The 22,285-nt window shown below is 68.9% G+C and carries 21 protein-coding genes and 3 pseudogenes; 11 read left to right on the top strand and 13 right to left on the bottom strand.

All coding sequences use genetic code 11. From position 1 onward, the window contains the following. Window positions 1-102: 102 nt before the first annotated feature. The 6 genes and pseudogenes from N8I87_RS39805 to N8I87_RS39780 form a co-directional block, all read right to left on the bottom strand. Window positions 103-726 (bottom strand): annotated as a pseudogene (locus N8I87_RS39805) (transposase); the annotation flags it as partial. Window positions 727-816: 90 nt separating this feature from the next. Beyond that, on the bottom strand, window positions 817-957 hold the full coding sequence (locus tag N8I87_RS39800) for a transposase family protein (protein WP_263215813.1): 141 nt from the start codon (window positions 955-957) through the stop codon (window positions 817-819). A gap of 371 nt (window positions 958-1,328) precedes the next feature. Continuing rightward, a complete protein-coding gene (locus N8I87_RS39795; RefSeq protein ID WP_263215812.1) occupies window positions 1,329-1,550 on the bottom strand; it encodes a helix-turn-helix domain-containing protein in 222 nt (73 codons plus the stop codon). Continuing rightward, window positions 1,550-2,035: a DUF2975 domain-containing protein gene (locus tag N8I87_RS39790; RefSeq protein WP_263215811.1), complete on the bottom strand. Its 486-nt coding sequence runs from the start codon at window positions 2,033-2,035 to the stop codon at window positions 1,550-1,552. Before N8I87_RS39790 ends, N8I87_RS39795 begins: the two co-directional genes overlap by 1 nt. Before the next feature lie 947 nt (window positions 2,036-2,982). Continuing rightward, window positions 2,983-3,888 carry a patatin-like phospholipase family protein gene (locus N8I87_RS39785; protein WP_411577344.1) on the bottom strand — a complete coding sequence of 302 codons (906 nt, stop codon included), beginning with the start codon at window positions 3,886-3,888 and terminating at the stop codon, window positions 2,983-2,985. Between the two features lie 744 nt (window positions 3,889-4,632). After that, the gene (locus tag N8I87_RS39780) at window positions 4,633-7,308 is read right to left on the bottom strand and encodes a helix-turn-helix domain-containing protein (RefSeq protein WP_263215809.1); all 2,676 of its coding nucleotides are present in this window, start codon (window positions 7,306-7,308) and stop codon (window positions 4,633-4,635) included. Between the two features lie 80 nt (window positions 7,309-7,388). On the opposite strand from N8I87_RS39780, the gene N8I87_RS39775 reads away from it, so the two are divergent. The 3 genes from N8I87_RS39775 (at window position 7,389) to N8I87_RS39765 (ending at window position 9,476) form a co-directional block, all read left to right on the top strand. Then, window positions 7,389-7,607 carry a hypothetical protein gene (locus N8I87_RS39775; protein WP_263215808.1) on the top strand — a complete coding sequence of 73 codons (219 nt, stop codon included), beginning with the start codon at window positions 7,389-7,391 and terminating at the stop codon, window positions 7,605-7,607. Window positions 7,608-7,772: 165 nt separating this feature from the next. Continuing rightward, entirely contained in the window at window positions 7,773-8,174 is a 402-nt protein-coding gene (locus tag N8I87_RS39770) for a hypothetical protein (RefSeq protein WP_263215807.1), read from the top strand. A 498-nt stretch (window positions 8,175-8,672) separates the two neighbouring features. Further along, window positions 8,673-9,476 (top strand): hypothetical protein, encoded by an 804-nt coding sequence (locus tag N8I87_RS39765; protein WP_263215806.1) that lies wholly within the window; start codon window positions 8,673-8,675, stop codon window positions 9,474-9,476. A gap of 50 nt (window positions 9,477-9,526) precedes the next feature. Here the strand turns inward: N8I87_RS39765 and N8I87_RS39760 are convergent, their stop codons facing one another. Further along, window positions 9,527-10,150 (bottom strand): hypothetical protein, encoded by a 624-nt coding sequence (locus N8I87_RS39760; protein ID WP_263215805.1) that lies wholly within the window; start codon window positions 10,148-10,150, stop codon window positions 9,527-9,529. Between the two features lie 55 nt (window positions 10,151-10,205). Continuing rightward, window positions 10,206-10,519, bottom strand: a pseudogene (locus N8I87_RS39755) (helix-turn-helix domain-containing protein); the annotation flags it as partial. A 524-nt stretch (window positions 10,520-11,043) separates the two neighbouring features. Here N8I87_RS39755 and N8I87_RS39750 point away from each other — a divergent pair. After that, window positions 11,044-12,645, top strand: a complete 1,602-nt coding sequence (locus N8I87_RS39750) for a TROVE domain-containing protein (protein WP_263215803.1) — start codon at window positions 11,044-11,046, stop codon at window positions 12,643-12,645. A gap of 887 nt (window positions 12,646-13,532) precedes the next feature. Here the strand turns inward: N8I87_RS39750 and N8I87_RS39740 are convergent. Next, window positions 13,533-13,655: a hypothetical protein gene (locus N8I87_RS39740; protein WP_263215801.1), complete on the bottom strand. Its 123-nt coding sequence runs from the start codon at window positions 13,653-13,655 to the stop codon at window positions 13,533-13,535. Window positions 13,656-13,949: 294 nt separating this feature from the next. Next, window positions 13,950-15,008 (bottom strand): M12 family metallopeptidase, encoded by a 1,059-nt coding sequence (locus tag N8I87_RS39735; protein ID WP_263215799.1) that lies wholly within the window; start codon window positions 15,006-15,008, stop codon window positions 13,950-13,952. A 483-nt stretch (window positions 15,009-15,491) separates the two neighbouring features. On the opposite strand from N8I87_RS39735, the gene N8I87_RS39730 reads away from it, so the two are divergent. From N8I87_RS39730 to N8I87_RS39710, 5 genes and pseudogenes are all read left to right on the top strand, one after another. Next, the gene (locus N8I87_RS39730) at window positions 15,492-16,007 is read left to right on the top strand and encodes a DinB family protein (RefSeq protein ID WP_263215797.1); all 516 of its coding nucleotides are present in this window, start codon (window positions 15,492-15,494) and stop codon (window positions 16,005-16,007) included. 40 nt (window positions 16,008-16,047) lie between these two features. Further along, window positions 16,048-16,188, top strand: a pseudogene (locus N8I87_RS39725) (oxidoreductase); the annotation flags it as partial. Between the two features lie 212 nt (window positions 16,189-16,400). Next, on the top strand, window positions 16,401-17,117 hold the full coding sequence (locus N8I87_RS39720; RefSeq protein WP_263217000.1) for a hypothetical protein: 717 nt from the start codon (window positions 16,401-16,403) through the stop codon (window positions 17,115-17,117). A 79-nt stretch (window positions 17,118-17,196) separates the two neighbouring features. Further along, on the top strand, window positions 17,197-18,003 hold the full coding sequence (locus tag N8I87_RS39715) for a DUF2182 domain-containing protein (protein ID WP_263215796.1): 807 nt from the start codon (window positions 17,197-17,199) through the stop codon (window positions 18,001-18,003). Between the two features lie 164 nt (window positions 18,004-18,167). Next, on the top strand, window positions 18,168-18,824 hold the full coding sequence (locus tag N8I87_RS39710) for a DUF1326 domain-containing protein (RefSeq protein WP_263215795.1): 657 nt from the start codon (window positions 18,168-18,170) through the stop codon (window positions 18,822-18,824). 101 nt (window positions 18,825-18,925) lie between these two features. Here N8I87_RS39710 and N8I87_RS39705 read toward each other — a convergent pair whose 3' ends face one another. After that, window positions 18,926-19,063 carry a hypothetical protein gene (locus N8I87_RS39705; RefSeq protein WP_263215793.1) on the bottom strand — a complete coding sequence of 46 codons (138 nt, stop codon included), beginning with the start codon at window positions 19,061-19,063 and terminating at the stop codon, window positions 18,926-18,928. Window positions 19,064-19,121: 58 nt separating this feature from the next. Next, a complete protein-coding gene (locus N8I87_RS44565; RefSeq protein WP_411577343.1) occupies window positions 19,122-19,388 on the bottom strand; it encodes a DUF6000 family protein in 267 nt (88 codons plus the stop codon). 113 nt (window positions 19,389-19,501) lie between these two features. On the opposite strand from N8I87_RS44565, the gene N8I87_RS39700 reads away from it, so the two are divergent. Together N8I87_RS39700 and N8I87_RS39695 are read left to right on the top strand one after the other, a co-directional pair. Next, window positions 19,502-20,692, top strand: a complete 1,191-nt coding sequence (locus N8I87_RS39700; RefSeq protein ID WP_263215792.1) for an NAD(P)/FAD-dependent oxidoreductase — start codon at window positions 19,502-19,504, stop codon at window positions 20,690-20,692. A gap of 10 nt (window positions 20,693-20,702) precedes the next feature. Continuing rightward, entirely contained in the window at window positions 20,703-21,641 is a 939-nt protein-coding gene (locus tag N8I87_RS39695; protein WP_263215791.1) for a sigma-70 family RNA polymerase sigma factor, read from the top strand. A 186-nt stretch (window positions 21,642-21,827) separates the two neighbouring features. On the opposite strand, the gene N8I87_RS39690 is transcribed toward N8I87_RS39695, so the two are convergent. After that, a complete protein-coding gene (locus N8I87_RS39690; RefSeq protein WP_263215790.1) occupies window positions 21,828-22,265 on the bottom strand; it encodes a hypothetical protein in 438 nt (145 codons plus the stop codon). Window positions 22,266-22,285 lie beyond the last annotated feature (20 nt).

The raw sequence follows: 22,285 nt of genomic DNA, 5'->3' as shown, positions 1-22,285 counted from the left end.
CCTCCGATGACCTGACTAGCACGCCGGTGAACCACTCAGCACCCGCCAGTGACGCAGGAAGGACAGACACTCGACTAGAGGTTGTCCTGTATGGGGTGTGAGTTATCCAGTGAGGGCCAGGTTGTGGAGCCGGGCGATGCCGAGCATTGCCTGGTGAACGCCGTGGCCCTTGAGCCGGCAGTCCCGCAGGATCTTCCAGTTCTTCAACCGCGACAGGGCGTGTTCCACCCGGGCTCGCGCCCGGCGGTGGACGGCGTTCTCGGCTTCCTGCTGCGGGCTGAGGTGAGTCTGACCTCGACGTCTGCGGTGCGGGATGAGCAGACCGGTGCCCTGGTATCCACCGTCGGCGATGGTGGGTGCGCCGCGGCAGACCCGGTCGACGCCGGACTCCGTGAATGCCCGGCAGTCGTCGCGGCTGCCGGGCAGTGGCAGGCCGATCGCCACCACCAGGCGGCTGTTGGCGTCGATCACGACCTGCAGGTTCGTCGAGCACCGATAGTTCTTACTGGACGCGGCCACGCTGCGATCACGGGTGGGCACCAGGGTGCCGTCGACGATGTAGACGGTCTCTTTGCGTGGCCGTCGAGCCGGCGACATGGCCGGCAAGGGCGCCAGGTGATCGAGGATGCGGTCGGCCGCGGACTTCGAGACCCCGAACAACGGCGCCACCTGCCGCAACGTCAGGTTCGTGCGCCAGTACGTCGCCACCAGCAACACCCGGTCCTCCGTCGCGGCATCGAAGTCCTCTGGGGCGCTGCTGCCCCATCCCTCCCAGTCCAAATCCGCAAAGGTCATGGGAGGTTGGCCCAGTGCCGGTCAGCGTAGGGAGGTCGCTCCGGCCAGAACCCGCACGCGGTCAGCGAGCACGACGACCAGAACGTCCCGTACGCCGCGCGGATCGCGAGGGTCGGGCACCTCGGCCAGTCGCTCCAACAGGCCCGGGATCTCCCCGGGCACGGCCCCGGGATGCTCGCTGAGTTGGTCAAAGGCAGGCGGGATCGGCGAGGACGCGTCGGCAGGCACAGTCTTCCACTCGGACCACGGGACGCCGAGATCTCCATGATCTTGTAAGCCCGTGCCTGTCACGTTCCCAGAACCGGCGTCAAGCGACAACGGCGAAGCCCTGACTGCGACGGGGGTTTGCGGTGGGCAGGTCACCATCGCAGATCGCAATCGTCGACCAGGACGGTGCGAGTGCAGGTCAACCGGAATCTACCCAACGGGGTAGGGACGGTGCTGCGGGTGATCGGCGATCCACATCCATGCGGTCCACGTACCGTGTCACGGGCCGGTGGTGCCAGGGGTCTTCACGCCCGCCTGGGAGCACGTCATCCGCCCACGGCGACCTCGGCCTCCCAGCGCAGCAGGTCGCCCGGCTGGCACTCAAGCACCTCGCACAGCGCGGCGAGCGTAGCGAAGCGCACCGCCTTGGCGCGGCCGTTCTTGAGTACCGCCAGGTTGGCGGGCGTGATCCCTACGCGGTCCGCGAGTTCGCCCACGGACATCTTCCGCCGGGCCAGCATCACGTCGATGTCGACGGCGATCGGCATCAGATCACCTCGTCCAACTCGGCCTGCATCTGCGCCGCTTCGACGTCGCGCGCGACGGCCTGGGCGAGCAGCATCCGCAGCACCAGCACGATGAGCGCGACTCCCAGGATGGCCACGCCGATCCCGCCCATGATGAGGGTGACGCCCGGGTCGTCCCGCTGGCCGGGTGCGTTGAGGGCCGTGACCGCGAACCACACGACGGCAGCCGCCACGATTGCGCCGATCACGCCGTCCACGTAACGGAAGGCGGCGTGGGAGAACACGGTTCCGCGTCGCACCATCGTCACCAGCCGCCATACGCAGACCAGGGCGACCTGGGCCGACACCATGCCCAGGATCGTGATCACGCGTAGGGGGGTCAGCGGGAGCGACCCGTCCTCCGGGTCGGTGGCCAATGCCCACACCATCAATGCCTGCACGAACACAGTGCCGACGAGCACCACCGCGAGCACGGCGCGCAGCGCACGCACTGTCAGCTGTCCCATGACCCACCTCTCCATCGAGTTACGATGGGAATCTCTCGAGTATCGATAGATAGAGCAAGGTTTGAGATAGAGGGTGGGCGGCGGTTACGCATCGTGTCAGGACGCCGCCACCCCCTCCCATGGCATGACGTTCACGCGAACCGCCTGATCTTGTCGAAGTCGGCCGCGCTTGAGCACAAATCGGACGCCACCCGACTACGCCGATGCCTTGCCCCGGCGGCTTCTTGCAGAATGTTCCGTACCGCGCTCGTCACCGGGTCGAGCTGCACCTTCTCGCCCTGCGGACCAAATCCTGGACGGCGTTCTTGCCGAGACGGTCGGCATGCTCTCCCCGTCCGAGCGCGACGAGCTGCACCGCCTCCTGTTGTTGGCCGGATGACCCGGCCCAAGCGCCTTCTTGGATGGCTACGAGCGCATCACCCATGGTCAGCGAAGTCGGTCTGCGCATCGTTGAGCACGTTGGCGCGGTTCGGCCACCGTCAGCTGCCGCCCGACCCACGTCTAGCCAGACGGTGCCGCCCCTGCCTCACCGTGGCCCTCACCGGCCGCCCCGGCGTCAAGGCCGCGGTCTGGGACGACATCAAAGCCGTCGTGACGAGGCCCTCTCACTCCAAGTTGGCCAGAGCGGTGAGCCAGCGTCCCGGGCACCGATGAAGGTCCCTGGGACGTTGCGTTGCTTCCGTCCTCAACAGCGGATTTGAACGCAGTCACGGGGCGGGCACCAGGCTGCCCAGGATCTAGATCTAGCTTGGATGTCGGGCGGTCGGTGTCGACTGTCTCCCGCAAGATCGGCTCCAAAGGCGGCCGTGACCGCTGCCCGGCCGCGTTCGTAGACGCGGCCGCCTACGAACGCGGGCCCGTCCCAGGAGGCCCCCCCAGGCTCGCCCAGCGACCCGCTCTGCGTGGGCTGATGGAGTCCGTCGGCGGACCGTCATGCAAGATCGAGGCTAGGCCAGGAGCACGTCAAGGACTTCACCCTCTGCCGCAGGTGCAAGGCCTTCGATCAGCGCCTTGTCTGCCTGGCCCAAGCCCGCCTCGTAGGCGTCCATCGCCCGCACGGTGTTCATGATGCCTCTACCCTCCTGGCTGATGGTCAGGTACTCCGGTGCAGGTTCGATCACGGTCACCCGGGTGTTCGCGGAGCGCAGCTGCTCCATCTCGTCCGCCTGCCGATGCTCGGTGACGGATGGCGGATCCGCCGCTTCCCTTGTTGCGGTAAGCGGAAAGCACGACATCGCGACGACATGCTGGTGTCCCCAGGCCAGTGTCGTGTTCAGCGGGCTGCGCATCCCGCCGTCGATGTATCGGATGCCGCCCACGGTGACGGGCGGAAACAGGCCCGGGATCGAGCAGCTGGCAGCCAGCGCCTGTGGAAGTGGGACCCCGGCGGTGAAGTCCCACATCCTCAGTTGCCCACTGCGGGTATCGATCGCTGTGCAGTGAAGCGGTCTGGGCCAGGGCAGCCCGGTAAAGGACCTGAAGAGCGGCCGGGTGAGGCAATCCGCCTCCTCGACCGTGTCGGCGGTGGGGGCGTGTTCGATCACGCGGTTCATGACCGTGTCGGGGTCGGCGGGTCCGGATGCGAGAGCCATCAGTGGGCCGAGGTCGATATCGGTGCCCGGCCGGACCGGAAGCTGCCCGGTGGAAACCAGCCGTGGCAGCACGGCCAGGTCGCTTCCGCTGGTCAGCGCGGCGCCCACGACGGATCCGGCCGAGGTGCCCAGGACGACGGATAGGGGGTGGGAGGCAGCGGCTTGAGGGCCGCGTGCTCGCGGGCCGGCGCGGTGTCCGATGACCTCGTGGCTGGCACGGAAACGCCGGAGTTCCAACCAGCGTTGCGGGTCCAAGGCCATCGTGAGCTGCCCTCCGCCGCCCTCTACCAACCAGCAGCAGAGTGCCGAGCAACAGGACTCACCACATCAACATGCGGCCCTATTCACTCGTACGTGACTGGCCGCGTTCGCACGTACGGCGACACCCGCGGCCCCGCCCAGGCATCCCACACACGCCGATGCGCCTCTGTCGAGACGAGCAGGACCCCGTCCACGTCAAACAGGACCGCACCGAGCGTCATGATTCCTCCTCGTCGAACGCCTCAGCTGACGATCGTCCAAAGCCGGGCGACCCCCACTGTGACATCCGATCTCATCGACATCGATCATGATGACTGGCCCCGAGTGACTCCCCAACCCGCATCGAAACGACATCCACAGCCAGTGACACAGCCACTCACCGCGACGCTCAAGCGCCTTCCGCAACTGCTGATGGGGCTCTTTGAATTCGACCACCCGGTGATCGGCAGCGCCTCCCGGTTGCTCAGCTTGATTCCTCAGTCGACACCCGCTGACCTGCGGCCGGACGACATAGGGAGAGGCGCCGATAGCAAGCATGCACCAGAGCTGGGGCGGCCGGACCAGGGGCGCGCAACGCATCCAGTGTGGGTGGTTGAGGTGCAGGAAATAGATCGAGGTTGATCTGCGGAGACTTTGCGCGGCTCCGAGTTGGCGGGGAGCGACGCCTACGGCACTTCTCCTCGGCGGGGCGAATGGGGCACGAGTAGTGGACCGGGGACAGCCATCGTGCCCCGGGGAGCGAGATTACTGCCAGGGGGATGTAGGGGTGCCGTCTGGGTCCAGCCCGTAAGGCCACCGCTCTTCGGCCGGGAACCCCGTCCCGGGCCCCGTAGGGGTGAGGCCGACGTCGGCAGCCTCGCGGTAAAGGGCCTCGGCACCCTCCCCATCCCCCGCCATCTCCCGCATCTCGGCCAAGCTGATCAGAGCGTAGGCGTCGCCAGCGTCGGCGGCCTGGCGAGCCAGGGCCTCGGCCCCTTCGCGGTCTCCTGCCCTCTCGCGCACCCCGGCCAAGCGGTTCAGGGCCCAGGTGTCGCCTGCGTCGGCTGCCTGGTCGTAAAGGGCCTCGGCGCCCTGCGCGTCCCCCGCCATCTCCCGTATCTCGGCCAGGCTGATCAGAGCGTCGCCGTCGCCAGCGTCGGCGGCCGCGCGGTAGAGAGCCTCGGCACCCTGCCCGTCCCCCGCCTCCTTCCGCCCGGCGGCCAGGGTGATCAGAGCGTAGATGAGGCCGGCGTCGGCGGCCTGGCGAGCCAGGGCCTCGGCACCGTCCCCGTCCCCGGCGTTCTCACGCATGTAGGCCAAGAACGCCAGGGCGTCGGGGTTTCCGGCGTCGGCGGCCTGGTGAGCCATGGCCTCGGCGCCTTCTCGGTCGCCGGCCCGCTCCCGCATCTCGGCCAGGTAGATCAGAGCGCCGGTGAGGCCCGCGTCCGATGCTTGACGAGCCATGCCCTCGGCACCCTGTCGGTCGCCGGCCCGCTCGCGCATCTCGGCCAGGCGGTTCAGAGCCTCGGTGAGGCCGGTGTCTGCTGCTTGGCGGTATAGAGCCTCGGCTCCCTCCCCATCACCCGCCGCCTCCCGCATCTCGGCCAGGTACATCAGAGCGCCGGTGAGGCCGGCGTCTGCTGCTTGACGAGCCATGGCCTCGGCACCCTCCCCATCCCCCGCCATCTCCCGCATCTCAGCCAGGTAGAACAGGGCGTGGATGTCGCCGGCGTCGGCGGCCAGGCGAGCCAGGGCCTCGGCCCCTTCGCGGTCCCCCGCCATCTCCCGCATCCCGGCCAGGCGGTTCAGAGCGTCGCTGTCGCCAGCGTCGGCGGCCTCGCGGTAGAGAGCCTCGGCACCCTCCCCATCCCCCGCCATCTCCCGCATCTCGGCCAGGCGGTTCAGGGCGCCGGGGTTCCCGGCGTCGGCGGCACGGTGGCGGAGGTGGTGAGCCCACTGGAGGCGATGCCGGTCGTCGGCTGCTTGGGCGAGATTGTCCAGGTCATCGGGGCGGGTGAGGTGGGTGTGGGCGGCGTGCCAGAAGGAAGCGGGCGGGCACAGGCGTCTTCGGGTGTTGCGGCCGTGCTCTTCGAGATAGTCGGCCAGTCTGAACGCCGGGCCCGCTGCCGGGCCGGGCGCCGTGGCAGGTGGCGCTGCTCCTGGCGGGCGGCGTGTGGGGCGGTCGGTGGTGCGGCGCAGGGGTGCTTGCTTGCCGTGGACGGGTCGGGCAAGCTCGGCGAAAGCGGCTTCTGCCCAGTCGGCGATGAGGTCTTCGTGGTCGGTGTTGCTGAGGTAGTCGGTTGCGGCGTCGGTGAGAAATGTGTGGGGCAGGTGCAGGCCAACGCCCAGGCGGCGGGCGTCCATCGCCGCCTGCAGCAGCGCCCGGGACGCTGGCGTGCCGCATTCGTAGCGGTGCAGGAGTTCGGGGGCACCGGCCAAGTCCTGTGTCACCTGGCCATGGGCGCAGGCCCTGGTGAGGGCGTCGGCCAACAGACGGTCCCCGTCCTTCGCCAGGGCGGAGGCGGCACGCAGTGCCTCCGCGTCGAAGCCGGACGGGACGTTGAGAGTCCGTCCGGCCAGGAGCTCGCGTACCCGGCTGTGCGGATCCGGCTCAGTGGGCGAGGGCAGCGCGGTGTACTGGCGGTCGTACTCGGGCCACAGGGTGCCCAGTACCAGGACCGGCGCCCGCCCGGGATCGGTGAGCAGCGCGTGCACCGCGGCAGCGATCCGCTCGCCGACCTGAGCGTCGCCGAGGTAGTGCTGGGCCTCGTTCAGCCACACCACCGTCCGCGGCCGGACACGTTCCAGGTCGTCGAGAGCGGCCTCAGCCCGGGTCGGGTCGAAGGGGTGCCACAGTCGCCACTTCAGCTCGGCAAGCGGCTGGACAGCCTCCCAGCAGGCCCTCGTCTTCCCTGTCGAGGAGGTGCCGACCAGGACCACCATCTGGCTATGGCCTCCCTGGGCGTCCTGCACCGCCTGCGCAAGCATCCCGTCATGCGCCCGCCGCACATAGCCCGGCAGCACCCGCTGCCGCGACGCACCCAGGCCGTGCCTGGCCGGGGCCGGTCCGGCCGGATGGACCTCCAAGTCATGCGGCTCCCACTCGCCGATCGGCTTACCCGGCCCCAGACCGTCCTGCGCAACCGGGCCCGCCGCCGCGCGCCGCAACCCCAGCAACTCCTCCTGTGGCAGATGCAGCACGCGGGCCAGCGCCGCCACCGTCTCTACCGACGGGACAGGCCCATTGGGCCGGAACGCCTCCGACACGGTCGTCCGCCCCAGTCCGGTCTGAACGGCGAGCTGCGACTTGTTCAGCCTGGCGCGTGCCAGCGCGTCGCTCAGCCTGTTGCGCAGTTCGGTCATCGCCGTACTGCGGTCGCTCCGCTCGTCGTCGTGCACGTGCTCGGCCCCCGAGGTCATGATGTGTTCGCCTGTGTTCATCTTCCTCCTGGCACACCCCGCCGCACACAAATTCCGCGACCTTTGACCACGTCAGATCTCAAATACTCAAAGAGATTGCCGTGTCCGTCACCGCCGTTCTGCCCACCACCGCGCTGATCCTCGTGGTCGCGCTGCCGGCCGCCGCCGGCGCGGGCAAACTCGCCCGCCTGGACGGCGCCGGCAAACCCGCCGCCCTCAAGCAGGGGGCTGCCGCATCCGCCACAGTGATCACCTTCACGGCCGCAGTAACGGCCCGCCCTCGCCGCGGTGTGCTCCTGAACCCCATCTGCTGGCGGTGATCAATCTCGCCAGGGTTCCCTGCACCTCAACGGCCCGGACGCTGATCGAGCAGGCCGCGGCTCATCCCAACGAGCTGCTCGCTCAACTGCCTCACTCGCTTGAGGACTCAACCAAGTGAGGCAACCAGTAGCGCCGGTCGTTTTCGAGGCTCTGGCCGCAGTTCCGTGAAACTCGATGTCGATAGCCCGCCCGGCCTCTGTGCTCTGCGGATCGACGTGCATGATCAACCCATGGGCTCGATGCAACCGGATGTGCCTTGGCCGTTTGTCGACGGCGTCTTTCCTCAGGATCTGCTGGCCATCGTGCAGCGGACGGTAGCCGACGGCAGCCACCCGGCGCTGATGGTGATTCATGATGATGAGCAGGACTGGCTCCTTGCTGACGGGCTTCACGATCCGAACATCGATGGAGCGTCGATCGTCTGCCATCTGGATCATGTACTCAACCGCGACCCCTCCATCGCGGCCTTGGCCAGCCTTCCGCCTGGCCACATTGCTGAGCGGGTCTCCCAGGATGAGCCTTGGTCTATCCGTCCGTGGACCTACGAAGATGAGCCGTCATCCTGACCCCGGCGCCCCGTGGGTGAGGATGCGGGTCCGGAGGAGTTCGCGTCGGCCAAGGTGCGGGCGAGGTCGCAGGCCCGGGTGATGTCGGCGCAGGCGAGCCGGACTTGTAGCAGCCGCTCGTTCTGGCTGTCGGTGAGCGTCTCGCGGGGCCGTATGATCCACGAGGTGATCTTGCGAGGGCTGGGGATGTCGGCCCGGACCGGTTCGACGGTGCCGGCGCGGAGGGCGGCGAGGTTTTTGCGGACGGCCTGGCGGCTGCCACGATAGCCACGGGCCTGGATCCCCAGGAACAGGTGGGTGCCGCTAGGGACATGCCGTCCACGGTTTCGCTGGTCACCCCGGGCGTCATCGCACCCTTGTTGGCGTCGAGCGTTGCGCGGCGTTGTCCAGTCCGACCAGGCCCGGGCGGTGCGCGTGTACGCTCACCCTCGCCGTGCCAGCCGAGACTTGAAGTGCTGCCCCCACGCCGGCGCCAACTCCGACCCCGCTCGAGGAGCCATGCGTCGCACCACCCCCGTTGCCGTAGCCGTCACCCTTGCTGCCGCCCTCACCGCGGCCGGCTGCTCGTCGGACTCCGGCGGCAGCGAGCGCCGAAGCGTCGCTGCCGAGAAGCCCGTCGACGAATCTGCCGCTGCCAAGGAGTTCCGCACTGTCGTTGAGGCCGCCCGCAGTACGAGCGTGACGATCAGCCAATCGCTGGTCCTCCAGGACGACGGGAAGCGAACTCTCCTCAGCATTGACGGTCCCTTCGACCTCGCCCACGACCGGGGGAAGCTCTTCGTCCATGCAGGAGGCCCCATCGAACAACTCGACCAGATATTCGTCGGCGACAAGACCTACCTCAGCACCCGCAAGGACCAATGGCTCGTGACCGACCGCTCGAAAGCCGAGTCCCACCACCTCCTGCGCGCCCCGCTCAACGACCCCCAGTATCTGCTCGCCCAGATCGCAGCCACCACCAAGGTCACGAAATCCAGCAAGGACCTCGTCTTCGGCGGCGCTGCCACCCACTATCGTGGCGTGCTCGGACACCACGCTCTGACCTCGCGCACAGCGGAGGAGACCCGTGACGAGATCGCCGGCTACCTGCAGGACCGCAAGGGCGCCCTCGTATCCGTCGACGCCTACGTGAAGCAGGGGCGACTCGCTCTGGTCCGCCTTGACTTCCAGATGGACGACGATTTCGCCCACGTCAGCCTTCAACTGTCCGACTTCGGAAGACCGGTGGAAGTCACCGCACCCCCGTCCGCGACCCCGATCGCTCCTCCAGCCAAGGGAGCCCTGGCCTTCGTGACAGGCTGACGCGGGACATCGCAGCGGCGTCCCTCGCCCGTACGGGGTTCTTCGACGGCTCAGCTGATCAGAGCGGTGCCAGCCCCTGTGAGGCTGTCCCAGGCTGCTGGGCGTAGTCGGCCATCCACGGGTTGGCGGCCAGCAGTTCCACGCACAGGCGAGCGTCCTCCTCCGCTTCCACGGCCGCCTGCTCGGGGTCGGCGTCCCCCGACGACCGGAGCCACCTGCACTGCCCGGCAGGTGGCCCTGCGGCGCTGCGCCTCCTGCTCCAGCTCCTCCGCCGCGCGGCGCCCGGCGGCATCCTGCTCGAAGCGGGCGGCGAGGACGGCGACGGCCGCTGCGGGGGCCTCGCGGCACGGCTTGCAGAGGCTGTCCTCCGGGACCGCGCCCGGGAACGGGTGGCCGCAGTCCCGGCACTCAGCAGCGGCCGCCCCGTGCTTGCCCGTGGCCGCCGACGTCTTCCCGGTGAGGCGGTCGGCGCGGCGCTGGGCCTTTCGCTCCGTGCACGCCCGGCAGTCCTCGCCCGTGTCGATCAGTTCGCCGTCCTCGCATTCGAGGGTCGGGCAGCAGCGGGTGGGAACGATCAACTCCAAAGCCGCGCCGACCACCGACCGCAGCTCACCGCTGTCCAGGGCCGGTTCGTACCCGTAGGCCACCCGCCGACGGGCGATCCTCTCCCCCACTGGTCGACGGTGCGGACTCCAGAGCCTCCAGAACGGCCCCACGGTTCCGCTTGGGTCCACGAACCGGCCGCGCGGCCGCGATCACCAGCCGGGTGTCGGCGTCCACGATGACCTGCGCGTTCGCCGAGAACCGGTAGTTACGGCTGGAGGCCGCCACACTCCGGTCCCGCAGCGGGATCTGCCATCCGCGATCCACAACCGGTCTGCGGCCTCCGCCGACCGGACCAAGGGTACGAGCGCGAGCAAGGGACCCAGCCACTGGACGACCCGGCACACGGTGGAGGAGGAGACACCGAGCAGCGGGCCGAGCTACAGCATCGTGAGGTTCGTGCGGTAGTACACCGCGACCATCAGCACCCGCTCGGCCAGCAGTACGAGCAGCACCGACGGGAGGGAGATCAACTCGCCGGATACTTCGTACAGCAGGCGTACGAACACCCGGTCATGATCTCAACCGACGCCCCGTCAACCCGCCTGCCGCAGCAACGGATTTGTCGAGCGGCACAGCATCGGCCAGCGACGCACCCAGACCAAGAAGGGGGTGCTCTGGGTGGCTTGGCCCCACCATCGGGTCGGCAAGTTTTCGTGTGCCCTGCATGAGCCTCCCTCGCAAGGGACCAACGGCTCCTAGGCCGGAGTCCGAGAGCGGGCCTGCGTTAATCACTGGCAGGCGGCCCGGTGGCCCTTGTAGGTTGGCATCGCGACCGCGCCTCCGATGCGCTCGGCTGCGGCTACTTCCTTCTGACAACCAAGTGACGCCGCCGCCCCTTTGATCTCGGCAGGCGCGGGCGTGTTCGCCCCGTCGGCCCTTTTGCCGGGGCCATCCGATCCTTTGAATCCAGGGGGATTCACTGTCGCGTCACACACCACGCGTCTCCAAGATCTGGTCCGAGATGCTTGTGGCCCCGCACGTCTCGGCGGCCGCTCGCTCCCTGCCCCCACCACAGCTCCACCACGGGCCCGCCACGCCGGACTTCCGCACCTACGAGGGCGGCCCGGCCTTCTTCCGGGACCCCCGCGAGGAGCTCTTCCTCCTCGCGGTCGGCAACTTCGTCTCCCAGCGGACCTTTTACGAGAGCGGTGAGGAGCGGGACGACCGGTACGTCCGTCTCGTCGGTGAACTCGCGATCCAGGACCCCGTGTGGACGGCCGGCCTGCTGCGCTGGCTTCGCGGCGAGGGCAACATGCGCACGGCGTCCCTCGTGGGCGCCGCCGCGTACGTGCAGGCCCGGCTCGAGGCCGGGGCGTCCGAAGGCCCGTCCAACCGGTCCGTGATCGACTCTGTGCTCCAGCGCGCCGACGAGCCCGGTGAGTTGCTCGCCCACTGGATCTCGGTGTACGGGCGGAACGTGCCGCAGCCCGTGAAACGCGGCATCACCGACGGCGTACGCCGGTTGTACACGTCCCGGTCCCTGCTCAAGTACGACACCGCGTCCAAGGGCTTCCGCTTCGGTGACGTGCTCAACTTGGTGCACGCCTCCCCCGACCCGGACAAGCCCTGGCAGGGCGCGCTCTTCCGGTACGCCCTGGACCGCCGCCACCACCCGGAGCAGGCGGTTCCGCCGGCCTCCGACCACCTGCTGACCGCCCACAGGGCGCTGATGGAGTCGGCTGCGGACGAGCGGCGGGCGGTGGTGACCGGGCCGGGCGGCTCCGAGCTGCTGGCCGCGGCAGGCATGACGTGGGAGGCCCTGGCGGGCTGGCTCCACGGACCGATGGACGCCGCTGTCTGGGAAGCAGTGATCCCCACGATGGCGCCGATGGCGCTCCTGCGGAACCTGCGGAACTTCGACGAGACGGGGGTTTCGGACGAAGTCGCTGCCCGGGTCGGCGCACGGCTCTCGGACGCCTCCGAGGTCGCCCGGTCCCGGCAGTTCCCCTTCCGCTACCTGGCCGCCCACCAGCACGCGCCGTCGCAGCGCTGGGCGGCCGCGCTGGAACGGGCACTGAGCCACTCACTGGCCAACGTACCGCCCCTGCCCGGCCGGACACTGATCCTGGTGGACCGGTCCGACTCCATGTTCTGGGACACCGTCTCCGAGCGGTCCAAGTTGACACGGGCGGACGCAGGGGCCGTGTTCGGCACCGCGCTGGCCATGCGTGCCGAGCAGGCGGAACTGGTGGAGTTCGGCTGGAACAGCGCAGAGGTACCATTCGAGCCGGGCGAGCCGGTGCTCGAGGTACTGAAACGGTTCCACAGACTCGGAGGCACCCACACCACCAAAGCGGTGCGAACCCATTATCGGGAGCACGACCGGGTCCTGATCGTCACCGATGAGCAGGCCGCCCCCAGTGGCCCCGGCGGGCCGGCTGAACCGGTCCCGGCCGACGTCCCGGTCTACACATGGAACCTGGCGGGGTACCGGCCCGCCCACGGCCCCACGGGCCCCCACCGGCACACCTTCGGCGGCCTCACGGACGCCGCGTTCCGGATGGTCGGCCTCATCGAGGACAGCCGCGAGGCCACATGGCCGTGGGCCACGGATCCGGCCTGACCCGAAAGACACGGCCTGCTGGCGATGGTTCGGCCTGCTCACTGACAAACTCATCCGCCGCGGCGTCCACACCTCCGTGAAGGCGCTGGAGAATGACATCAGTGCCTGGATCGACTCGTGGAACGAGAACCGCAGGCCCTTCACATGGACCAAGACCGCCGACGAGATCCTTGAATCCCTCGCTGACTACCTAACCAAGGTCGCTCCTCCAGCCACCGAAAACCAGCAAGATACTTAAGCCCGCGATTTCCGGCGCATCACACTGGCAACGCGCACTCTGCATGGGTTGACGGGACATCCAGAACGGGTGGTCTGGATGTCCCGGCGGTTGGCGGGGGTCAGCCGATTCCGGTGACTTGCAGTGCCGTGGTCCAGTTGTTCTTGATGGCTGCGGGCGGAGGACAGGGTGATGGTGCCGGCGCACACGGCGTTCTTCAGCTTCGTCTCCACGCCGTCTTTGGAGTGTGCGGTCGGGGAGCCGTAGTAGGGCTCGGGCCACAGGTTGCGCTGGACGCGGGGCGCGCTGCCGAGTTCGAGGGGGGCGGACGGTGGCGGTCCAGCCGGATACGCAGATGGTGCTGTGGATGTTCGACTGGGTGACGTCCGGGTTGTAGGTGCCGGGCGTGCACGAGGAATCGGGCAGCGGCAGGTAAGTGTGGGAGCAGGTCGAAGCTTGGGCGGTGCCGGCCGAGGCGGCGACCGGGCCGGCGGCCGCAACGACCAGGGCGCACGTGTCACCGGCCCCGCCGGCAGCCTCGAGCAGACCACCCGGCCCAATGGAGACATCGCGTCGACGCTGTAGAGGCGGTAGCCGTCGTGCGGCGTCACCAACCCCTCGTAGCGAGGCGCTCCAGAGCGGAGCGGACCACGGCCGTCGACAGCTGGAGCTAGAGCACAATCGTGACCAGCGCGGGCAGATGGGTGCCCGGCTTGGTGCACCACAGCCCCACCCATCGGCGTACCGACTCCACGTCCTCGTCGCTTGCCACCGCGTCGTCTGCGACCGTCATGCCCGTGCTCCCTGTCCCCAGAGTTCCGATGCCGGAACCAGTTGGCGACGCTGCCGCCACTCGGTTGCATCGAATTGCGCGAACACGGCCTGCACAGTTCGGATATGGGTGGATACGCATTGCTGTTCGAGTGGCTGCCGGTGGATACGGCCCGGGCTAGTGATCAACGTGCCCGAAGCGGCCCGGAGGTCGGGCCGGTACGTAGGGGTCTTCGAGGTGGAGTGGCACGGCTGAGCACACGGGCCGTGCCACTCACCCGGTGGCCGCCCCGGACGCTGGGGCGGCCACCACCGCTCACCAGTACATGAGTGCGATCGAGCCGCTGCCCCAGCTGGAGTACAGGCGGGCCCGAGCCACATAACGGTGGTCCTTCAGGAGCTTGACATCGAGGCGTCCGTTGCGGTCCTGTCCGCTGTCGTCGTCGGCGGTGACGTACCGCAGACCGTCGGCGGTCTCCTCGAACAGGGCCAGGACGACGTCGCTGTTGCCGAACGTGCCGACCTGGTAGCTCCGGGTCTCCGGTGGAACGATCTCGAAGTCGGCCTGAGCCCCGGTGGCGAGCCGCACCGGCGCCGACTGGAACGGCTGGAGTCTGGCCGGCTGGGCGACCAGCGGCGGGTACCACTGGAGCACACGCTCCTTGTCCGTGGCGGACAGGCCCAGCGTCTCCGGGATGCCGCCGCGGTAGGCTTCCGGACGCACGATGAGCCCGGGCCCGAAGCTGTACTCCATGATGGAGTCGGGGTCCCAGGTGGAACCCGTCACCTCGTTCTGCGACAGCTTGCGCAGGATGTTGTTGAACGTGACCTCGTGGGGCCAGTTGTTGGGTGGTCCGGCGAGGTCCGCGTAGACCTTCTCCTCGTTCCAGACGATGCCGGCGAACGGGTTCTGGTGCTCGTGGGCGAAGCCGATCGCGTGCCCGGTCTCGTGCAGCGCGGTGGCCTTGCCGTACGGGGTGGTCAGGTCCCAGCCGAACGTCATGGTCGGCTCGGTGGTTCCGATGCCCAGATTGTCCCGGCCGACGTACGACGCCGACCCTTCACTCTCCCGGAAGAGGACGCGGATCTCGGAGTCGCCGGGATCGGCCACCTCCCTAAACTCCAGCCCGATCCCGAGGGCCTTCCATGCCTGGAAGGCGTGCCGGACCTCGTCGAGCTGCTCCGGGCCTCCGATGTCACCGCCTTGGTCGAGGAAGGCGTAGTGCAGGACCGTGCCGTTGATCCACTTGGCGCGGACCAGGAGTATGGCCCTCGATCGGTTCGGGTTGAGGTCGGGGCGCAACACGGGCTGGGTCTGCGGTGGTTGGGCGCAGTAGCGGGGCATGGCTGTCCCGCTCTCGGCCGGCGCGTTCATGGTGTCTCCTTCAGACGCGTGTCACCGCGAGGGAGAGCGCGTACCCAGCCGTCGGCCGGTGGTCGGGCGAAGAAGGAGGTCGGCGGCGTGATACTGATCGCCACCACGGTGTTACGGCTCTTGGTGAAATGCCCGATCTGACGATTCCAGCATCTTTCCGGGCAAGTCATCCCGCAAGTTGTGAACGGTTAAATACCACAGAAAACAGGGCGGTTGAACCATGAAGCACCCCCTTCTCATGCCCGCCGCGCCATCCCGTACTGTCCCGGCCCGACGGCCGCGGGACTGCGTGGGGATGCGGGCCGCCCACGTCAGTCCGGAAGGCCGCGGCAGGAGCAGAGCCGGAGCATGCGGAAGCTCGTCCTGCCACGGCCGGAACGGCTGCTCCGGCACGAACCCGACGTGCAGGACTAGGGCCTGTCCGGCGTATCTTGAGTCGAAAATCAGGCGGCAGCCGAAGGCCGAGCGCCCTAACGTGCAGGCATGGCACCTTCATTTGAGCGTCCCCCTTTGCAGGCCGACGAACGCACCGCGCTCATTGGCTGGCTGGATCTGCAACGGCAGATCCTGAGATGGAAATGCGAGGGCCTGAGCGAGGCGGACGCGCACCGCTCCGTCATCCCGACCTCGCCGGCGATGACGATGGCCGGGCTCATCAGCCATATGCGATGGGTCGAGCACATCTGGCTGGAGGTGCTGTTCCTGGGCGGCGACAAGACGCGGAACCCGTCCTTTGACGAGACGGACGAGGACGCCGACTGGCGTACCGACGGCATCTCGCTGAAGCAGCTGCTCGCGGAGTACGAGGCCCAGTGCGTCCGAAGCAACGAGATCGTGGCCGCGGCGTCCCTGGACGACGTCGGCCGCCACCCCGACTACCGCGCCGGCAACGCGAACCTCCGCTGGATGCTCATCCATCTCGTGGAAGAGACCGGACGGCACGCGGGGCACGCGGACATCGTGAGGGAGCTACTCGACGGGGAGAAGGGGTACTACTAGGGCCTCCGGCGGATCTTGTGACTGCCTCGGTCCTGGTGCGTTGGCATGCCCATGGGGCGACGTCGACCACGAGACGCAAGCCCACGGGCCGGCCGCCACCGGCGGCATCGTGAGCCACACCGGCGTCGCCGGGCTGACCCTCGGCGGCGGCATCGGCTTCCTCATGCGCCAACAGGGGCTCACTGTCGACAACCTGCTGTCCGCCGAGGTGCTCTCCGTCGACGGCGGCATCCTCCACGCGTCCGCCGACAACCACCCCGATCGATCTGTACCGGGCGCTACGAGGCGGCGGCAAACTTCAGAGTCGTCACCACCTTCCGGTTCGCCCTGTACCCCGTCGGCCCGACAGTCCTGGCCGGACCCATCTTCTGGGCGGCCGACGACACCACCGATGTGCTGCGCTTCTACCGGGACTTCGCCGCCGCAGCACCCGACGAGCTCTGCACCGTGGTCAGGCTCGGGACCGTCCCCCCGTTGCCTGTCTTCCCCGAGCAGCTGCACTGGCGGCCCGCCATCGCCGTCGTCTGCTGCTATTCCGGCCCGATCGCCGACGGCGAGCACGCGGTGGAGGCTCTTCGCCGGCTGGCGACGCCGCTGACGGATCTGCTCGTACCCAAGCCGTACGCCGCCCTCCAGTGCGCCACCGACGACACCATGCCCCACGACCGGCACTACTACTGGAAGGCCACGGACCTCGCCGGCCTGTCCGACGACGCCATCTCCGTCGTCGCCGATCACGCCTACCGCGCTCGGTCGCCCCGGTCGTGCGCGGTGATGTTCCACATGGGTGGCGCCGCCACCCGAGTTGCCGACACCGCCACCGCCTTCGCCGGCCGCGATGTGGCGCACAACATCGACATCGACGCTGTGTGGCTGCCCGGTGAGTCGGGCGAGCACGGCCGAGACCGTGGGCCCGGCGGTTCCTCCACGCCCTCCAACCGCACCGCGCCGACGGCGTCTACGTCAACTTCCTCGATTCCGACGACGGCACCGGCCGCGTTCGAGAAGCGTAGGGCCGGACGGCTGACGACTTCCTACGGCCCGGTTCCTCCAGCGCACACTTTTGTGATCTGCTGGAGAGGAACCGGGCCGGCTCAGCGTGCCCGGTAGACCGCCGTCGATGCCGCCCGGATCGGAGTGGTGAAGCCTCCGGCGGTCGCGCCGGGGACGGACCCCTGGGAGGAGCGCCATGCTGCACGTCCGCATCGTCGCCCCAGCGCCGGCACGCTCCGGCATCCTCCTGCCGCGGCGTGACTTGGCCGCTGCATGGATCCTCATGGTTCTGCTCGCCGGGCCGGCCTGGGTCCTCACCGTCGCCCAGTCCCGCGACATGGGCATGGAGCCGGGAACGATGGGTCTGGCGTTGCCGCTCTTCCTGCTGCTTTGGACGATCATGATGGTGGCGATGATGTTCCCGTCGGTGGCACCGGTGGCGATCACCTGGGCTCGGGCTATCGGCCGGCAGTCGGCGGGGGCGGTCCGCGCTGCGCGGATCGCCCAGTTCGTCGGGGGCTACCTGCTCGCCTGGGCGACCTTCGGTCTGCTCGCCTACGGAGCATTGGCAGCGACCGGGAAGCTGGTGGACGGTCATCCCGATGCAGGTCGCTGGCTGGGCACCGCTGCATTCCTGTTCGCCGGGCTGTATCAGTTCGGGCCGCTCAAGCGGGTGTGCCTGCTGCACTGCCGAAATCCGCTGGCGCACCTGGTGCGGTACGCGCGTTTCTGGCCGTGGGCCCGCGATCTTCGCGTGGGCGCGCACCACGGTCTCTACTGTGTGGGCTGCTGCTGGGGCCTGATGATCGTCCTCGTCCCGCTCGGTGTGATGAACGTGGCGGCGATGGCCGGGCTGGCGGCAGTCATCTTCCTGGAGAAGCTATGGCGGTGGGGCCCGTGGCTCACCTGGGCAGTCGGCATCGCCTTCTTGGTCTTGGCCGCACTCGCCCCCTTCCAGGACTGGCTGCTGCCCGGCCTCCGGATGTCCGAGCCGTCGATGTAGCCGTAGAAGGGCCGACCGTACTGAGCGACACGCTGGTGTTTCCCTTCTCAGGGGGTGAGGCGCAAGCTGGAACGGAGACCGTTCGCGATCCCGAGAGCGGGCTCGGGACACGCGGTCTCGCCACTCCGAGTGAGCTCCCTTGGGCTCGGCAGGAGGGAAGCGAGATGACGGAGCAGGTCACCACCACTACGCGTTGGCGCCTGGTCGGCGATTGGTTCGATGTGTGCAAGTGCGCCATACCGTGCCCCTGCACGTTCGCACAGCCCCCCACCTACGGCGACTGCGAAGGCGTGCTGGTCTGGCACATCCGGGAAGGCAACTTCGGCGACGTGCGGCTCGACGATCTCAACGTCCTGATGCTCGGCTCCTTCGTCGGCGACGTCTGGGCCGGCAGGCACACCGACGCGTACGCCGCGGTCTTCCTTGACGAGCGCGCGAATGAGCAGCAGCGCGGTGCGCTTGGGGCCATCTTCGGCGGTGAGGCGGGCGGATGGCCGGCGCAGTTCGGCGAGATTCTCGGCCCCGAGATGCGCGGCACGGACGTCGCCCCCATCCATGTGGAGATCGATGAGGACCTCGGCACCTGGCGTGCTGAAATTCCCGGGCGAGTCGTGGCAAGCGCCGAAGCTCTTACCGGGCCGACGACTCCGCAGGGCGCACGCGTCCAGGTGCACAACGCGCCGGGCGCCGAGGTCGGGCCAGGGCAGGTCGCTACTTGGGGACGGGCCACCATCGACCGCGCCGACGCATTCGGTTTTGCCTGGGAACGCTCGGGGAAGTCGAGCAAGTACTTCCCGTTCGACTGGAGCGGTCCTGACTAAAGAGCTGGGCGGCCCGGCGGGAGCGCTTCTCGGCCGGGTGCCCGAAGGGCACGTGTCGCGGCCGCCCCCCACTGGCGGCGAACGTCCACGCCGACGCGTTGTCAGCCAACCCTCTCGGCGTCCACCCTGATCATGGCATTCACGCCCTGCTCACCCAGCCATTTCAGGATGAGGAGTGTCACGTCCTCGATGCCACCATCCTGGTCGATCTTTGGCCAGCGGCCCTGGTTTCCTGTCACTGCCCAGCATCTGCCAAGAGGTCCGAAGCAGTCGGCGTCCAGCGGTCAGGCGGGAGGATCAACGCCTGGTTTCCATTCTGGCAAGGAGTTCAGCGCACTCGCTGGCGAAGGAACAGAGCTGGTCCACGACTTGCCGGTACTCCTGCGGATCCCGCACCGTGTTCGGCATGGCATCGGTCCACTGCTGCCACAGGCCACCGGCGGCAAGGTATCGGGATGCTCGCTCGGTCCCAAGGACGGCATCGAGGTGAAGCAGTGTGCTGAGAGCAAAAGTCTGGTCGTAGACGAGGTCCGGTTGAGGTGTCCAACGCGCGCCGGGTGTCAAAGACTTGCTCAGCCGCTGGTCTCAGATCGGTGACCCACGTCACACCCGACCCCTGTCAGCAATCGGAGCGCCGTCTCGTTCAAGGGGCACGCGAACGAGACAGGAGCAACACCATGACGCACCGTATCGTCGTACTCGGCGCCGGATACGCAGGTGCCTTCGCCGCCGGAAACCTGGCCCGCCGGCTCTCCCCCGCCGGCACCGTGATCACCGTCGTCAACGCCGTGCCCGACTTCGTTGAGCGGATGCGGCTCCACCAGCTCGCGATCGGCCAGGACCTCGCGTTCCGCAAGCTCGCCGACATATTCGCTGGCACCGGGGTGCGGCTGCGCCTGGCGCGCGTCACCGGCGTCGACCCCGAGGACAGAACCGTCGCCGTGACCGGCGAGGACGGCGACAGCGAGCTCGCGTACGACACGCTTCTCTACACGCTCGGCAGCTCCGTAGCCCGGCATGGCGTCCCCGGCGTGGCCGAGTACGCCTTCGACGTGACCGGCCGGTCCTCGGCCCTGCGTCTGCGCGAGCGCCTGGCCGGCCTGGGCGAGGGCGGCACCGTTCTGGTCGTCGGTGAGGGGCTGACAGGCATCGAGACCGCCACCGAGTTCGCCGAGTCCCGGCCCGACCTCTCGGTCGCGCTCGCCGCCCGTGGCGAACTGGGCGCCTGGCTCTCCCCGAAGGCCCGCCGTCACCTGCGCCAGGCCTTCGACCGGCTCGGCATCACCGTCCACGAGCACACCGGCATCGAAGCCGTCGAGCCGACACGGGCGATCGCCGCCGACGGTACGTCCATCCCGGCCGGCGTGACCGTGTGGTCGGCCGGGTTCGCCGTGTCCCCCATCGCAGCCGCCGGCGGCCTGACGGTCGCCGAGACCGGCCAGATCGTCGTCGACCGCACCATGCGCTCGGTCTCGCACCCCGACGTCTATGCCGCCGGCGACTGCGCCTACGCAATCGGCGAGAACGGCCGACCGCTGCCGATGTCCTGTGCCTCGGCCGGCTACACCAGCATGCAGGCGACCGCCGCGATCATCGCGCGCCTGACAGGCAGCGAGGTCCCGACCACCGGGTTGAAGTACTACGGCAACCACATCAGCCTCGGGCGGCGGGACGCGATCTTCCAGATGGTGGACGGGGATGTCCGGTCGAAGTCCTGGTACCTGGGCGGCCGGACCGCCGCGCGCCTCAAGTCGGGCGTGCTCAAGGGGGCCGGGTGGAGCATCGTCCACCCGACCTTCGGCATGCCGAAGCGCAAGCGCCGCGTGGCCACCGCGCCCGACCGGGGCGGTGTGAGTGCCGCCGCCTAGGCTGCACCGCATGGACAGTGCGGCCATCGATCGGTTCGAGGCCGGCCGGGGTCGGCTGGCCTCGCTCGCGTACCGTCTGCTCGGCTCGGCGGCCGACGCCGAGGACGCCGTGCAGGACGCATTCCTGCGCTGGCAGGCCGCAGACCGCGAACGGGTCGATGTGCCGGAGGCGTGGCTGACCAAGGTCGTCACCAATCTCTGCCTCGACCGGCTCCGCTCGGCGCAGGCGCGCCATGAGCGCGCTGTCGGAGACTGGCTGCCCGAGCCGCTCCTCGAGGGCGACCCGATGCTCGGCCCTGCCGATACCTTCGAGCAGCGCGAATCGGTGTCCTTGGCTGTACTGACCCTCATGGAGCGCCTCTCGCCGGTCGAGCGAGCCGCTTACGTCCTGCGCGAGGCCTTCTCGTACCCCCACGCCGAGATCGCCGGGATCCTCGACATCACCGAGTCCGCGAGCCAGCAGCACGTCCACCGGGCCCGACGCCGGGTCGCCGCCGAGCGTCGCGGCGGCGAGGAGGTGGACCCCGCGTCCGCGCGCCGGATCGTCGAGGAGTTCCTCGCCGCCGCCACGTCGGGGCGCACCGAGCGGCTGGTGGCGATGCTCACCGCCGACGCGACCGCGGTCTCGGACGGCGCCGGACTGGCCAGGCGGCTGCTGCGGTGCACGACGCGCGAGCGCGTCGCCTCCTATGTGCGGGCCGGCTTCAAGCCCACTCCGGCGAAGCGGCGGCTGGCCGGCGGCTCCCCCGCATTCCACATCGCGCTGGTCAACGGCTCCCCGGCCGTCCTCGCCGTGGTCGACGACCGGGTCGTGGGCGCCGTGGCGTTCGAAGTCAGCGACGGCAAGGTCGCGTCCCTGCGCGGCATCGCCGCCGCGGATCGGCTCGCGCGCATCAATGAGACCTGGCGACAGTACGAACCCGACACGCCGGTCATCAACGCATGGTGACCGGAGCCACCGGAATCCAGTGACCTGAGTCGGAGCGAGGACGGCGCCCCTTCGGCCCCCGCGCCGCACAGCAGCACGGGGGCCGAAGCACATCCGTCGGCGGACCTGGGCGAGGTCGATGAAGTCGCGGATGTGCTTATCGAGGAGCCCCCCCGCCTCATCACCTTCCGTGACTGCTGGCTGCTGTCAGTGAGACTGCCGCTTGCCGTGGTAGGCCTGTGCGAGCCGGGTGAGGGCGACCGCACCGAGCAGAAGGCCGAAGTCGCGCAGCGCGACGTCATAGTGACCGGGGATGGTCAGCAGGTTGACGATGATTCCGGCGAGCCATCCGGCCACCAGCCAGCCCCCGAAGCGCGGGGCGAGCGCGACGGCAAGGCCCGCGACGATCTCGATCACTCCCACTGCGTACATGAGCGCCTGTGCACTGCCCGGAACGACATCGTTGATCCACGGCGCGAGGTAGGTGGGCCAGTCCACGAGCAGGTTGGCGAACTTGTCCAGTCCGAACAGGATCGGCGCCACGGTGAAGCCGGTGCGCAGGATGACGAACGCCTGGTAGGCGGGGTCGGTGAGCACGGCCCGCCGGGAGGCGGCGGATGTGGTGGTTGCGGTTGCGGACGACATGATGCCCTTCCTTCTATCGA

The organism is Streptomyces sp. HUAS 15-9, assembly GCF_025642155.1.
GTDB lineage: Bacteria > Actinomycetota > Actinomycetes > Streptomycetales > Streptomycetaceae > Streptomyces.
This window is presented reverse-complemented; position numbering and strand designations above follow the sequence as displayed.